Genomic DNA, 14,081 nt, shown 5'->3' with positions numbered 1-14,081 from the left:
GGTCAGGCGGTTCGCCGGACACGTCCGGCGTACCGCGACTCGAGGGTGTGGTTGTGCTCGTCCCCGCCGGGGACGTTTGCGGACAGGTAGACGGGAGCCACCTCGCCCGCAGCCTCGATGCGTCGCACGACCTCGGCGACCACCAGCTGCGCGATGAGCGCGTTGGTGACCGAAGAGACCGGGCAGACCGCGCCGCCGCTATCCAGCGACAGCAGTGCGTCGCCGTACGGCGCGCCGTTGTCCAGCACGACGTCGGCAATGTCGGCGAGCCGCTTTCCCGAGGGGTGCCTGGGGGCCACCCGGACGGTGTGCTCGACCGATGTGATTGCGATCAACTTGTGTCCGCGCTGCTTGATCAGCAGCGCCATCTCGACGATCCCCCCGTTGATCCCCGACTGCGAGGCCATCACGAACACGTCCTCGGGACGCGGCGCGGCGATCTCGTAGAGCTTGACCGCGATACTGGGATCGCGCTCCAGCTTCTCGTTCTCGAGGATCTTCGGGTCCTCGCCGCCGTAGACGACGAGGTCCCGCAGGAGAATCTTGTTCGTCGGCACGAGACCGCCGGCGCGGCCGGCGAAGTCCACCGCCACCGCCTCGGAGTGCCCGGTGCCGAACGCCTGTAGGAGGCCGCCGGTGCGGATCGCGGACACGATGTGGTCCGCGGCTGCACCGATGTTGTCGGCCTGGGTGAGGGCGATCCGGTCGATGACCGACTGGATCGCGGAGACGTAACCGTGAGCGGTGACGGCCATCCCGTCGCCCTTTCTCGCGCGAGCGTCCTGAACAGTGGTCACGGCACGTCCTTTCCGGAGGCCGACCGATGGCCGGCGACCGCCTGGGCCGTGACGGAGAACGCTGCGTGGGCGCGCTCGTGGGTGCGCTGGGCGACCGCGATGTACAGCAGGTCGAGCACCACGAGCTGCGGGTGGCGGGCCGAGAGGGCGTCCGGCCGGAAGGTGGTCGCCTGCGTCGCGGTGAGCAGGACGATGTCGGCGACCTCGGCCAGCGGCGAGCGTGGGAAGCTCGTCAGCGCGATGGTCGTCGCGCCCCGGCTGCTGGCCTCGGCGATCATCTCGATCGTCTCGCGGGTCTGCCCGCTGTGTGAGACGCCGAGGGCCACGTCGCCGGCCTTGAGCAGCGCCGCGCTGGCCAGACCGTTGTGCACGTCGGTCCAGGCCCAGGCGGCGATGCCGATGCGGTGCAGGCAGAACTGCATTTCGCCGCCGACGAGCGCGCTGCCGCTCGCGCCGTAGATGTCGACCCGGTCGGCGCGGGCGATGGCCTCCGCGGCCCGCTCGATCTCGGTGAGGTCGAGCAGCGAGGCGGTGTCGTGCATCGCCTGGGTGTCGGCCGCCATGATCTGGCCGAGCACGCGCTCCAGCGGGTCGGTCGGCTGGATCTCCCGGCCGATGTCCATCGTCCAGCCCCCGGTGCGGGCGGCCCGGCCGGTCTCGCCGGCGATGGCCAGGCGAAGGTCGGCGTAGCCGACGAAGCCGAGAGCCCGGCAGAACCGGGTGACGGTGGCGGGCGAGGTGCCGCTGCGCTCGGCGAGCTCGACGATCGTCGAGCGGGCCGCGGCGGCGGGGTCGGCGAGGATCAGCTCGGCCACGCGCTGCAGGGCGCCGGTGAACTCGGGCAGCCCGGCCCGGACCCTGACCAGGACACTCTCGCCGTTGCCGGCGGCCTGGAAGCCGTCGATCGGCGCCGGCGAGACGGGGACCGCGGACAGCGGCGAGGCACTGACAGCGGTCGGCACCGCCGTCGTGACTTCCTCGCGTGACACCATCGCGTTCCCTTTCAGCAAGGTTCCTTAACTGTTAGTGGTAAAAGTTCTTACTGAGACCCCCTTCGTGTCAAGGAGTTGGGCGAAGTTTTCAAACTGTTACCTGCGCCGGGGATCTTAAAGGGGCCTAAAAACGCAGCTCAGGGTACTTTTTGATCTTGAAACGACAGCTGCCCGCCGTCAGGCCTCAGGACATCACCCGGGGCCGGTCGGCGGGCAGAAGGTCGGCGCAAATACGTCCGATTTGTTACTTCTTTTCGGGCGAATTGGTCGCTTCGCCCGGAGTACTGCCGAATTTCAGCCGGAAGCGCTCCCATGCTCCCGTAACACGTTGGTCAGAATTTCCAAACCTTCGCGAGCGTCGGCCTCGGACAGGTTCAGGGGCGGGCCCATCCGGATCACGGTGCCGTAGAGACCGCCCTTGCCGACCAGCAGCCCGTCCCGCTTGCACGACTCGAACACCGCCGCGGTCGCGGCCGCGCTCGTCAGCTCGATGCCGATCATGAGCCCCTTGCCCCGCACCTCGGCCACGATCGGGCTGTCGACCGCGCGCAGGCCCTCGAGCAGGATCGCGCCGGTCCGGGCCGCGTTCGCCTGCAGGTCGTGGCTCAGGATGTAGTCGACCACCGCGTTGCCGGCCGCCGTCGCGATCGGGTTGCCGCCGAACGTCGAGAACGAGATGCCCTGCACGGCCTCCAGCACCTCGGCCCGGCCGACCACGCCGGCCAGCGCGAACCCGTTGCCGATGCCCTTGGCGAACGTGAGCAGGTCGGGCGTCACGCCGTGGGCCTGGTACCCCCAGAAGTGCTCCCCCGTGCGCCCCCACCCGGTCTGCACCTCGTCGGAGATCAGCAGGATGCCGTGCTCGTCGAGCACCCGCTGCCAGACCGACATCAGCTTGTCCGGCCCGTGCGTGAACCCGCCGACGCCCTGGATCGGCTCGGCGATCAGCGCCGCGACCGGCCCCGCGGTGGTCGTGGCGAGCACCTCCCGCAGGTCCTCCTCGGCCGCCTCCAGGTATCGCTCGTCGCTCATCCCGCGCAGCAGCCCCCGCAGCCGGTCGCCCGAGTGCAGGTAGCTGACGTTGTACGGGCTGTAGGCCGACGCCGACCAGGAGCGGTTGCCGGTCACCGCGATCGTCGCCGCCGTGCGCCCGTGGTAGCTGTTGCGCACGGCCAGGATGCTGTTGCTGCCGCGGTGGTTGGTCGCCACCTGCAGCGCGGCCTCGTTGGCCTCGGTGCCGGAGTTGGTGAAGAACACCCGGGCGTCCGGGATGCCGGACAGCTTCGCGATCTTCTCGGCCAGCTCCACCTGCTGCCGGATCAGGTACAGCGTGGAGGTGTGCACGATCCCGGTCCGCAGCTGCCGCTCGACCGCCTCCCGTACCTCCGGCAGGTCGTAACCCAGCGAGTTCGTCAGCACACCGCCGAAGAAGTCCAGGTACGTTTTTCCATTACTGTCCGTGACGCGAGAACCCTGCCCCGTGACGAGCTCGATCGGCTCCTCGTAGTACACGGGCATCCAGCCGGGCATTACCCGCCGATGCCGGGTGAGAAGGTCATCCATCCCGTCATTCTCGCGCTGGCGTTTTCACAATGCTTCGATATGCTGACCGGCGATGTCGACGGCACCGAGACGTTTCTTCACGCTCCTGGTCACCGCTGTGCTTCTGGTGACCACGTTCAGTGACGCCGCAAGGGCCGAGCCGTCAGGCGGCGCGGACGAGGACGGTGGCCAGAACCTCACCGTGCGTCAGGCTCTGGACAAGGCGACGGCCGAGTACAACGACGCCAAGGGCCGCCTGGACAAGTCGGTGGCCGACCAGGCCGCGATCGGCGACCAGATGGCCAAGACCCAGGCCCGCCTGGCCGAGCTGCAGGTCTCCGCGGGGGCGATCGCGAACGCGGCGTACCGCGGCAATCGGGTCAGCATGGTCAACGTCATGATCGGCGCCCAGGACCCGACCGACATGATGCACAACATGGTCACGGTCGAGTACATGCTGCAGCAGCAGAACAAGCAGCTGCGCGAGACCGCCGAGGCCCAGCGCACCTTCGACCAGCAGCGCAAGGACATCGACGCCGCGGTGGCCAACCAGCAGGCCCAGCTCAAGGTCCTGGAGGCCAGCAAGAAGGCGGCCGAGGACGCGCTGAAGAAGGCCGGCGGCGGCGCCGACGTGAGCGGCGGCGGCCTGCCCTCCGGCGGCAAGGTCACCACGAACAACGTGCCCCGCAACTCCGACGGTTCGTATCCGAAAGAGGGCTGCACCCTCAAGGACCCGACGACCTCCGGCTGCCAGTCACCGCGCACCACCAACATGCTCGGCGAGGCCCGCAAGGCCGGGTTCACGCACTACACGTCCTGCTACCGCAGCGGCGGGGGCGGCGACCACCCACTCGGGAAGGCCTGCGACTTCTCCGCCAACGCATCGACGTTCGTCAACGCAAGGGCGACCGGCGCGGACAAGACCTACGGCGACAACCTGGCCGCCTGGGGCGTGGCCAACCAGAAGAACCTCGGGATCAAGTACGTGATCTGGTACAAACGGATCTGGCAGCCGAGCACCGGCTGGAAGTCGTACGGCGGGGACGGTACCCCGGCCGGCGACCACTACAACCACGTCCACATCTCGATGCAGTAGCGCCCCGCGGACCGGCGAAACAGCTCGGACGCGGTCACCCGACGGCGGCAGGACGCTCGCGGCGATGCCGAAACGGAAGAACACCGCCAGTGCGGCCCGTATCCAGGCGATGAGATGGGCAGATTGGCGCGTGTGTCGATCGTGGCACGACAGAAGCTCGCCTTCAGTGACATACGAGCAGCAGGCCGAGACATTCGCATGAGATCAGGATCGTCAGGGTGAGCACGCATGTTGCTCGAAGCGCGATGTCGACCGCACGTCGGCGCCGCAAGGTAGCCAGTACTCCCAGCTCAACAACGACCGCGCTGAACCATACGATCACCGCAAGCACGAGATAACCGTCCCAGACGGGATTGTCGAATGCGCTTGCGTTGCCGGCCGTGTTGAGGCAGTCCTCCGGTCGCGTGATCGGGTCGAGCGCGAGCAGCGCCGAGGCGATGACAACGCCACCGACGACGAAGGACCAGAATCCGTCCACAAAGGACAGGCGGCGGCGTTCGACCATCAGCACAGGCTAGGAGGCGCGCTTGTGGAAATCGGCGGGAACGTGTGCCGATCAGGTGAAGGTCGAGGGCATCGACGCTGAGTCCCGGTTCAGATGGAGTGGTGTCCGTCGCCGTCCCAGATGTCGTCCGCCGCCGTGTCGAGCAGCTCGACGACGGTGTCCATCCAGTCCTCCCGCTGCTCACGGGCCGGCAGGTCATCGAGCTTGACCGACCAGTCCACCGGCCCGTCGCCGAGTGCCTCCGCGTACTCCGGGCGTTGCGCGGCAAGCTCCAGCATCCGCTCGCCCATCGGGCTCCGCACGCCGAACACGCCGCCCGGGGGGTCCGGCGCCACGAACATCGGGATCGTGCCGAACACCAGGCCCACCCCGAGCAGCACGCCGAATGCGCCGTACCCGCCCCACCAGCCGTGCCGCAGACCGAGCACCACCGCCGACGCCGCGATCCCGGACGCGCTCAGGTACGCGCATTGGCGCCAGACCGGCGGCACCAGTGGCCGGGCCCGGACCGGGTACAGCAGCCCGGCGGTGGCCAGAGTGGTGGCAAGGACCGGGATTCGTGCGCCAGGCGTCCGGGAAGGGCCGCCGGCGACGAACGCCACCTCGGCCGGATCGGGATTCCCGGCGAGCCAGCGCTCCGCCGCCGCGGACGGATCGCGCACCCTGCGCCGCCTGGCTTCCAGGACCGGTGCGATGAGGAAGTACGTCCAGGCGGCCCCGAGCAGCACCAGCGACAGCTCCGGCGTCAGGACCGCGAGCACCGTGGCGAGCACCACCAGGATCGGCATACCACCAATCGTGACTGCTCGATGCCACCCCGTTGGCAGCGGACGAGGGGCTACGATCACTGTCCATGGATCACCGACGCCTGGGACGCAGTGGTCTCAACGTCAGCGAGATCACCTACGGGAACTGGCTGACGCACGGCGAACTCGTGGGCCGGGACTCGGCGCTGGCCTGTATTCGCGCCGCGCTCGACGCCGGGATCTCGACGTTCGACACGGCCGACGTCTACGCGTTCGGCGCCGCGGAGGAAGTGCTCGGTGAAGCGCTGCGTCCGGTACGCCGGTCATCCGTGGAGATCGCGACGAAGGTATGCCTGCCGACCGGCGACGGACCGAACGATCAGGGCCTGTCCCGCAAGCACATCATGGAGTCGTGTCACGCCTCGCTGCGCCGGCTCGGTACCGACTACGTCGACCTCTACCAGGCCCACCGCTTCGACGAGCGCACTGCCCTCGACGAGACGCTCATCGCATTCGACGATCTCGTCCGGCAGGGCAAGGTGCTCTACCTGGGCGTCTCCGAATGGACAGCGCCGCAGATCCAGGCCGCCCTGGACCTCGGCGAAGGACTGGGCCTGCGCAGCCGTATCGTCGCCAACCAGCCGCAGTACAACATGCTCTGGCGGGTCATCGAGCCCGAGGTGCTGCCGCTGTGCCGCAGCGCGGGCATCGGGCAGATGGTGTTCCAGCCGCTCGCGCAGGGCGTGCTGACCGGCAAGTACCTCCCCGGCCGGCCGCCGCCGCAGGGATCGCGCGCCTCGAGTGCCGGCCGCGCGCCGCGGTTCATCCGCCGGGTTCTCGGCGAAACGCTCCTCGAACGCATCCAGCAGCTGCGTCCACTCGCCGACGAGGCCGGGTTGTCAATGGCCCAGCTCGCGATCGCCTGGACACTGCGGCAGGAGGGCGTCAACTCGGCGATCATCGGCGCGACCCGTCCGGAACAGGTCACCGAGAACGCGGCAGCGGCCGGCGTTCGCCTCTCCGACGACCTCGTCGTCAAGATCGATGCGATACTCGGCGACCTGGTGGACCGAGACCCCGCCAAGACCGCCCAGATGATGGCCGTCAAGGCGGGTTGGAGTCGCGAGGAGGCGTAGCCGCGAGGATGCCTCCCGGCTCGCGGAGCGGAGTGCTATTCGGCACCCGGTGTGTGGTCGGTGCGGCCGAGTTCCCAGAAGGCGATGGTTGCCGCGTTCGCCACGTTCAGGGAGTCGACGCCCCGGTGCATCGGGATGACGACGCGGCCGTCGCTGGCGTCGAGGGCGCCGGCCGTGAGACCCGGGCCTTCGGCGCCGAGCAGGAGGGCCGGCTTGGCGCGCTGGGCCGCGCTGAGGTGCTGGATGGGGACCGCGTCCGCGGCCGGGGTGAGTGCCAGCACGGTGAAGCCTGCCTGCCGTACCTCCGCGAGCGCCGCCGGCCATGGGTGCAGGTGCGCGTACGGGATGGCGAACACCTCGCCCATGCTGACCCGCACGCTGCGCCGGTATAGGGGGTCCGCGCACGTGGGCGAGAGGAGGACGGCGTCCATGCCCAGTGCCGCCGCGCTCCTGAATACTGCGCCGACGTTCGTATGGTTGTTCAGGTCTTCGAGGATCGCCACGCGCTTCGCGGTCGCGAGGACCTCGGCGGCGCTCCGCTCGGGTTTGCGGTAGAAGGAGGCGAGGACGCCGCGATGCACGTGAAAGCCCGTCGTGCGCTCCAGGACCCCTTGATCCGCGGCGTACAGTACCGATAAATCCGATAAATCAGACAGGTCGGCCGCGCGCTTGGCGTCGACCAGGAACGATCGCGGCGTGTAACCGGCCCGCAGCGCGCGGCGGATCACCAGCTCGCCCTCGGCGATGAAGAGCCCGTTGGGCGGCTCGAACCGGGTGCGGAGGGCGACGTCCGTCAGCGCGCGGTAGTCGGCCAGGCGCTCGTCCTCGGGGTCGGTGATCATCTCTGCTGCCGGCACCCGCCCGATTCTGCCCGCGCCGGTGCCGTGTGTTCGCACCGGGTGACCGCGCACCGGGCCAGTGCCGCGGTTCGGCTGCGCGATACGGCCGGGCGGCCCAGGCGTCGGGCGTCGCCGGGCCGGTGAGACGCATTGCCTCGACCCGCGCTCAGCTGCGCAGGGCGTCGAGGGCGAGCAGCGCGACGTGCAGTGACAGGCACGCCTGGACGGAGTCGAGGTCGGCGCCCAGAATCTTGCCGATCTTCGCCAGCCGCTCGTAGAACGCGGGCCTCGACACGTGGCTGTGCTCGGCCGCGGCCGACTTGTTGCGACCACACTCGAGGTACACCCGCAGCACGTCGAGCAGCTGCTCACGCGGGTTGCGGGCGTCATAGGCGAGCAGCGGCCCGAGCTCGCGCTCGACGAACGTCTGGAGCCGGGGTTCGTCGCGCAGCATGTGCAGCAGCCCGGCCAGCCCCACGTCGGAGAGCCGGACGACGCCGCTGACCGGGTGCCGGACCGCCTCGGCGACCTGCGCGGCCTCGACGAGCGAGCCCCGGGCCTCCCGCGGCGTGGCGACGATCGCCCCGGCCGCGACGATGGCCGACCGGTCGATCTTCTGCAGCCGCTCCGCGAACGCCCGCAGCACCTCGTCCGTCGCCTGCGTGATCAGCACCGCGGCCGAGTTGGGGTCGAGCGTGCCCGCCAGCCCCTTGACCGACATGTCGGACAAGACCCGTTCCGCCGCCGACGCGAGCGCCGGTCTGATGACGATCCCCGCCAAAGAGCGTCGCTCCAGGGGTACTCCCAGAGCCCGGGCCCGCACCATCACCTCCTCGACGGGCATCGAGTGGTTGATGAGCGCCTGCAACAGCGTCCGCTGCGGCCCTTCGGGGTCGGGGTCGATCAACCGCCCGAGCGCCAGCGTCGACGCGGCCCGCTCGATCAGGATCGTGTATCGCGCCTCGGCCGCCGGCACCCGCATGAGCAGCCGCCCCCAGTCCTGCCCGCGCGCCCCGACCGCTGTGACGAGCCACCCGGACCCGGCGTCGTACCCGGTCCGCCCGCCCGGCCGGATCCCGCGCGAGTGCGCCTCCCAGCTGGCCAGCAGCAGCTCGGCCTTCTCCCCGGCGGCGTCGTAGGCGAGCACCTGGCGCGAGAGGTTCTCGAGCACCACCGGCGCTCCGGCGAGGGCGGCCGCCTGGGCCACGACCTCGGCCGGCCCGGCCCCCTCGACGGAGAGGTCGGTGAACCGCTGATGGATCTCCTCGGCGGCCCGCAGCTCGGCCAGCTGCCCATCAATGATCATCGAGTGCACGGCCTCGGTGATCGCCACGAACGGCGTACCCCGGTGCAGCTCGACGAGCGGCAACCCGAACGAGTCCGCCGCCTTCACCATGACCGCCGGCAGCCGCCGCGCGTAGCGCCGCCCGAGCTCCACCGCCAGCCCGCAGGCCCCGACCTCGGCGAGATCGGCGATGTAGCGCCGCAGCCCGGCCTCGTCCGCCGGCAGCCCGATCCCGGTGGTCAGCACCAGCTCCCCACCCCGCAGCAGGGTGGCGATGTCCGGCACCTCAGAGCTGTGCACCCACCGAACCACCTGATCCAGCCCGCGCTCACCCGCCACCACCCGCGGCGCGCCGTTGCGCACCGGCTCGAGGGCAAGCACTTCCCGGACCGAAGGAAACATCAGCGCGGATGCTACAACCGGAGTCGTCGCCTGTTCAGTGCCCCGGCTCCGGCCCGTCCGGCGAACTCACTCGGGGTCGGTTGATAGACCTGCACCCCGCACCCATCGCGATGCCGCGGATCACCGCAGCCGGGCTTGGACACCGACCTCGCCGGCGGTTCTCTCGGCAGCCGCCTGGGCGCCCGGCGGCACGCGAAGGCCGACGGCCCATTGGTGCTGGAGCCGTCGGCCTGGTCGATCCTCGTCCTGGCGCCGGGTCAGGCGTTGTCGCGGTCCTGGGTCGGGGGAGCGTCGTAGCGGGAGGCCGGGGTCCCCGGGGACGCCGGCAGTTGCTGGGTGGGCTGGTCGCCGGAGACCTGGGCGGCGGCCGCGGCGGCCTCCGCGTTCGCGGCGGCGGCGGCTTCCTCGGCGGCTCGGCGGGCCTCCAGGACCTCCTGTGATTCGTACTCCTCCAGCGAGCTCTGGTCGACGTGGCGGCTGCGGTCCTCGTTGCTCATCGAGGAGAGGCCGCCCAGGGCGCCGCCGATGCCTTCCAGGGCCTTGGTCAGCTCGACCGGGAGGATCCAGAGCTTGTTGGACTGGCCGGCCGCGATCTGCGGGAGGGACTGCAGGTACTGGTAGGCCATGACCTTGCTGTCGGGGTTGGCCAGGTGGATGGAGTCGACGACCGTGCGGATGGCCTTCGCCTGGCCCTCGGCGGTCAGGATGCGCGACTGGCGATCGCCTTCGGCTCGCAGTACGGCCGCCTGCTTTTCGCCTTCCGCAGTAAGGATCTGTGACTGCTTGAGGCCCTCGGCGTGCAGGATCGCGGCGCGGCGGTCGCGTTCGGCGCGCATCTGCTTCTCCATGGAGTCGCGGATGCTCGGCGGGGGCTCGATCGCCTTGATCTCGACGCGGGTGACCTTGATGCCCCAGCGGCCGGTGGTCTCGTCGAGGACGCCGGAGAGGTGACGGTTGATCTCGTCGCGGCTCGTGAGGGCCTTCTCCAGGTCGAGGGAGCCGATCACGTTACGCAGGGTGGTGACCGTCAGCTGCTCGATCGCCTGGAGGTAGGAGAAGATCTCGTAGGTCGCGCGGACCGAGTCGACGACCTTGAAGTACAACACCGTGTCGATCGAGACGACCAGGTTGTCCGAGGTGATGACCGGCTGGGGCGGGAAGTTGACGACCGCCTCGCGCTTGTCGACCTTGTTGCGCACGGAGTCGATGAACGGCACCAGGATGTTGAGGCCGGGGGTGAGTGTCCGGCTGTACTTGCCGAGCCGCTCCACCACGTACTCGACCTGCTGGGGGACGACCTTCACCATCTTGACGATGGTGATGATGCCGATGAGGGCGACGGCGATGACGAGCACCGCCAGAAACACGCTTGGGTCCACTGGGCCTCAGTCCTTCCACACCATTGCGGTAGCGCCCTTGATCTCGATCACCCGCACGCGCTCGCCCTGCTCGAAGGTCTGGGTGGCGTCGTACGGACGGGCCCGCCAGAGTTCACCGTCAATTTTGATCATGCCGTTGTCGTTGTCCACGGACTCCATCACGAGCGCCATCGAACCCTCGATGGCCTCGACACCCATCTGGGTGTCGCGTTCGTCGCGGTGCATGTATCGGCGCAGCGTGGGGCGCACTGCTGCGAACGACAGCGCGCTCACCACGGCGAAGACGATGGCCTGGACCGGCTCGTTGGCCCCGAGGGCGGCGGCCCCCGCGGCGGCGAACGCGCCGATCGCGAACATCAGCAGCACGAACGTGGTCGTGAAGACCTCCGCCGCGACGAGGGCGGCGCCGACGATCAACCAGACGATCAGCCAGACATCCACCCCTCGATCGTGTCACGCCGATGCACGTTCCGCCGTGCCCGGTGACCGCCCGTTGCGGGAACCTTGCCGAGACAGTTGGTCGATCGTGACCGCTTTGCCCCTCCTGACAGCAACCACCGCCCGGCTCGACGAACTTCTCGCCACGGCGCACGCCGGTGCCCGGGTCCCCACACTTGTCGCCGGCGTGGTCCGCGACGGCGCCTTGGCCCACGTCTCCGCGGCCGGCCCCTACGCCGCCGGCCGGCAGTTCCGCCTCGGCTCCATCACCAAAACCATGACCGCCGCGCTCGTACTCGCACTGCGCGACGAAGGCCGCCTGGCCCTCGACGACCTGCTGTACCGCCACCTGCCCGGCACCCCCGTCGGCGCCGTCACCCTGCGCCAGCTCCTGAGCCACGCGGGCGGCGTGCAGCGCGAGCCGGACGGCGACTGGTGGGAGCGCAACGGCGGTACCGACGTCGAGACGTTCCTGTCCACGCTCACCGCCGACAAGGTCGCGTACCCCCCGCTGCACGGTTTTCACTACTCCAACCTCGCCTACGGCCTCCTGGGAGCCGTGGTGGCCCGCCTGGCCGGGGAGGACTGGTGCGAGCTGCTGCAGAAGCGCATCCTGGGCCCGCTCGAGCTCACGCGGACCACCTACGCCGCCCAGGAGCCCTTCGCCCGCGGGTACGTCGTGCACCCGTGGCTCGACCACCTGCGCGAGGAGCCCCGCCCGGACGCGGGCGCCATGGCCCCGGCCGGCCAGCTCTGGTCGACGGTCGAGGACCTGGCCCGCTGGGCCGCCTTCCTGGCCGACCCCGACCCCGTGGTGCTCGCCCCGGCCACCGTCGCCGAGATGTGCGCACCGGCCGTCCTGAGCGACCTGGACGGCTGGCGGGAGGGCCACGGCCTCGGCCTGCAGCTCTGGCGGCGCGGCGACCGGGTCTTCGTCGGGCACGGCGGCTCGATGCCCGGGTACGTGTCCGCCCTTGCCGTGCACCGCCCGTCCCGCTCCGCGGTGGTGGGGTTCGCGAACGCGTACACGATGCAGTATCCCGGCGGCCTGAGCGGCTTCGCCCTCGACCTGCTCGAGACCGTCCTGGAGCACGAGCCGGCCCGCCCGGCCCCGTGGCGCCCCGGCACTCCCCCGCCGCCCGCCGTCGCGCCGCTGACAGGGCGCTGGTGGTGGATGGGCCGCGAGTACGAGGCCGCCTGGCACGACGGCGCCCTGACCGTGACACCGCTGACGACCGGCGGGGCGCCATGGCGCTTCGAGCCCGACGGGCTGGCCCCGGACCGGTGGCGCGGGCGGTCGGGCGAGAACGACGGCGAGGTGCTGCAGGTGCGCCGCGCCCCGTCGGGTGAGGTGGTCGCCCTGGACATCGCCTCGTCCGTCTTCACCCGCGACCCGTGGCCGGCGACGGAGTGAGACATTGACCGGCATATAGCCCTACGGTACTGTGGCCATATGGCCCTCATATTTGACGCTCAGCCCGCCGGGCGAACCCGGCGACGCCGGACGGGCACTTGTACCATATCCGGTACAAGTGCCTGGGAGGTTGACGTGACCGGAGCGATAAGTGCCAGCGAGGCCCGCCGGAGCCTGTTTCCGCTCATCGAACGGGTCAACCAGGACCACACGCCCATCGAGATCGTGTCGCGGCACGGCAACGCGGTCCTCGTCAGCAAGGACGACTGGGACGCCATCGTCGAGACCGACTACCTCCTGCGGACGCCGGCCAACGCCAGGCACCTCGCGGAGAGCATCGACACGTGGCGCGCGGGGAAGGCGACCGTGCGAGAGCTGGACCTCGACGAGTGAAAATCCGGTTCACCGACGAGGGCTGGCACGACTACCTGTACTGGCAGGGGCAGGACCGCCGGACGCTCAGGCGGATCAACGCCCTGATCGCCGACCTCCAGCGCGACCCCGACGGCCCCGGCATCGGCAAGCCGGAGCTGCTGCGCAGCCACCTGTCCGGCCTGCGGTCCCGCCGCATCGACGAGACCCACCGCCTCGTGTACACCGTGGAGGCCGGCGAGATCATCATCCTGGCCTGCCGCTTCCACTACGAGTGAGCCACCGCCGGCCGGGCGCGCTTCACAGCAGCGGGGCGTTGCAGGCGGCCACCAGGGCGCGGCGGCAGGCGGTGGTGAGCGGGCGCAGGGCGGCGTCGCGCTGCTGCACCTCGTAGCCGTTTATCGCGCCGCCCGGGGCGGCGTGCTCGGCCAGGGCGAGGACCCGGTCCAGGACGCTGGCCCGGGCATACAGGCGGCGGGCCCGCGGGTCGTAGCCGGGCGGCAGGTCAGTGGCGCCGTCGGGCCTGCGGATGGCCTCGATGGCCCCGGCGAGCTCCGGACGCCACTGGGCGATGTCGAGCTTCGCGAGCGTACGCGTGGCCGTGACGAGCTCCGCCGACAGCTCCGCCTCCGCCTCGGCCGCGCTCGGCTCGTAGGTGCGCGGCCGGTCGAGCGGGAGCGCGAACACCTGCCAGCGGACGGTCTCGAACTCGTCGCCGGAGCCCGAGGTGTGCAGCCGTACCTCCGGCACGAACCCCAGCTCACCCGCGATCACACCCTCGCCGGCGAGGAGCGCGGCGCTGGTGAACGGCCCGGGGCCGGGCAGCCCACGGGGGTCGCCGGGCGCCGGGAGCACCAGGCGGACCTCGTCGGGGTGCAGCTTCGACAGCGGCGCCAGGGCGGCCGGAAGCGACACATCGGACCACGTGCCGGGGACGTCGGAGACCATGTGCTCCTCGTCGCCGGAGATCTCGGCGGCGGCGTCGTCGCACGGCACCAGGCCGGCGCGCCACGCCCGGACCCATGCCACGAAACGCGCCGAGCGGCGCGCCTGGAGGGTCGCCGCGCGTGCTGCGGGGGACATGGGAGCAAGGGTACGTGCTGACGTGCCGGTATGTCTCGCAGGCGAAGAGGCCGTC

15 protein-coding genes are annotated in these 14,081 nt (G+C 70.4%); 5 read left to right on the top strand and 10 right to left on the bottom strand.

Going from position 1 to position 14,081, the window contains the following annotated elements; translation table 11 throughout:
• Positions 1–2 precede the first annotated feature (2 nt).
• The 3 genes from Dvina_RS10600 to Dvina_RS10590 form a co-directional block, all read right to left on the bottom strand.
• Positions 3–755: a sugar isomerase domain-containing protein gene (locus Dvina_RS10600; RefSeq protein WP_223105446.1), complete on the bottom strand. Its 753-nt coding sequence runs from the start codon at positions 753–755 to the stop codon at positions 3–5.
• A gap of 38 nt (positions 756–793) precedes the next feature.
• Complete coding sequence (locus Dvina_RS10595) at positions 794–1,789, bottom strand: MurR/RpiR family transcriptional regulator (protein WP_223102282.1); 996 nt, start codon at positions 1,787–1,789, stop codon at positions 794–796.
• 294 nt (positions 1,790–2,083) lie between these two features.
• A complete protein-coding gene (locus tag Dvina_RS10590; protein ID WP_223102281.1) occupies positions 2,084–3,352 on the bottom strand; it encodes an aspartate aminotransferase family protein in 1,269 nt (422 codons plus the stop codon).
• Positions 3,353–3,404: 52 nt separating this feature from the next.
• On the opposite strand from Dvina_RS10590, the gene Dvina_RS10585 reads away from it, so the two are divergent.
• The gene (locus tag Dvina_RS10585) at positions 3,405–4,427 is read left to right on the top strand and encodes a coiled-coil domain-containing protein (protein ID WP_223102280.1); all 1,023 of its coding nucleotides are present in this window, start codon (positions 3,405–3,407) and stop codon (positions 4,425–4,427) included.
• A 163-nt stretch (positions 4,428–4,590) separates the two neighbouring features.
• Here the strand turns inward: Dvina_RS10585 and Dvina_RS10580 are convergent, their stop codons facing one another.
• Positions 4,591–4,932: a hypothetical protein gene (locus tag Dvina_RS10580; protein ID WP_223102279.1), complete on the bottom strand. Its 342-nt coding sequence runs from the start codon at positions 4,930–4,932 to the stop codon at positions 4,591–4,593.
• A gap of 89 nt (positions 4,933–5,021) precedes the next feature.
• Positions 5,022–5,720: a hypothetical protein gene (locus Dvina_RS10575; protein WP_223102278.1), complete on the bottom strand. Its 699-nt coding sequence runs from the start codon at positions 5,718–5,720 to the stop codon at positions 5,022–5,024.
• Between the two features lie 65 nt (positions 5,721–5,785).
• Between Dvina_RS10575 and Dvina_RS10570 the strand changes: the two genes are divergently transcribed.
• Entirely contained in the window at positions 5,786–6,814 is a 1,029-nt protein-coding gene (locus Dvina_RS10570) for an aldo/keto reductase family protein (protein WP_223102277.1), read from the top strand.
• A gap of 35 nt (positions 6,815–6,849) precedes the next feature.
• On the opposite strand, the gene Dvina_RS10565 is transcribed toward Dvina_RS10570, so the two are convergent.
• The 4 genes from Dvina_RS10565 to Dvina_RS10550 form a co-directional block, all read right to left on the bottom strand.
• A complete protein-coding gene (locus Dvina_RS10565) occupies positions 6,850–7,656 on the bottom strand; it encodes a TrmH family RNA methyltransferase (protein WP_223105445.1) in 807 nt (268 codons plus the stop codon).
• A 163-nt stretch (positions 7,657–7,819) separates the two neighbouring features.
• Positions 7,820–9,340 (bottom strand): PucR family transcriptional regulator, encoded by a 1,521-nt coding sequence (locus tag Dvina_RS10560; RefSeq protein ID WP_223102276.1) that lies wholly within the window; start codon positions 9,338–9,340, stop codon positions 7,820–7,822.
• Between the two features lie 257 nt (positions 9,341–9,597).
• Positions 9,598–10,647, bottom strand: a complete 1,050-nt coding sequence (locus Dvina_RS10555; protein WP_223105444.1) for an SPFH domain-containing protein — start codon at positions 10,645–10,647, stop codon at positions 9,598–9,600.
• Between the two features lie 78 nt (positions 10,648–10,725).
• Positions 10,726–11,160 (bottom strand): NfeD family protein, encoded by a 435-nt coding sequence (locus Dvina_RS10550; protein WP_246656138.1) that lies wholly within the window; start codon positions 11,158–11,160, stop codon positions 10,726–10,728.
• 94 nt (positions 11,161–11,254) lie between these two features.
• Between Dvina_RS10550 and Dvina_RS10545 the strand changes: the two genes are divergently transcribed.
• The 3 genes from Dvina_RS10545 (at position 11,255) to Dvina_RS10535 (ending at position 13,221) form a co-directional block, all read left to right on the top strand.
• Complete coding sequence (locus tag Dvina_RS10545) at positions 11,255–12,571, top strand: serine hydrolase domain-containing protein (protein ID WP_223105442.1); 1,317 nt, start codon at positions 11,255–11,257, stop codon at positions 12,569–12,571.
• A 135-nt stretch (positions 12,572–12,706) separates the two neighbouring features.
• Positions 12,707–12,964 carry a type II toxin-antitoxin system Phd/YefM family antitoxin gene (locus tag Dvina_RS10540; protein ID WP_246656137.1) on the top strand — a complete coding sequence of 86 codons (258 nt, stop codon included), beginning with the start codon at positions 12,707–12,709 and terminating at the stop codon, positions 12,962–12,964.
• Positions 12,961–13,221 carry a Txe/YoeB family addiction module toxin gene (locus Dvina_RS10535; RefSeq protein WP_223102274.1) on the top strand — a complete coding sequence of 87 codons (261 nt, stop codon included), beginning with the start codon at positions 12,961–12,963 and terminating at the stop codon, positions 13,219–13,221. The genes Dvina_RS10540 and Dvina_RS10535 overlap by 4 nt, the downstream gene beginning before the upstream one ends.
• A gap of 22 nt (positions 13,222–13,243) precedes the next feature.
• Here the strand turns inward: Dvina_RS10535 and Dvina_RS10530 are convergent, their stop codons facing one another.
• Complete coding sequence (locus Dvina_RS10530) at positions 13,244–14,026, bottom strand: hypothetical protein (protein WP_223102273.1); 783 nt, start codon at positions 14,024–14,026, stop codon at positions 13,244–13,246.
• Positions 14,027–14,081 lie beyond the last annotated feature (55 nt).

It is taken from the genome of Dactylosporangium vinaceum, from assembly GCF_019904175.1.
GTDB classification, from domain to species: domain Bacteria; phylum Actinomycetota; class Actinomycetes; order Mycobacteriales; family Micromonosporaceae; genus Dactylosporangium; species Dactylosporangium vinaceum.
This window is presented reverse-complemented; position numbering and strand designations above follow the sequence as displayed.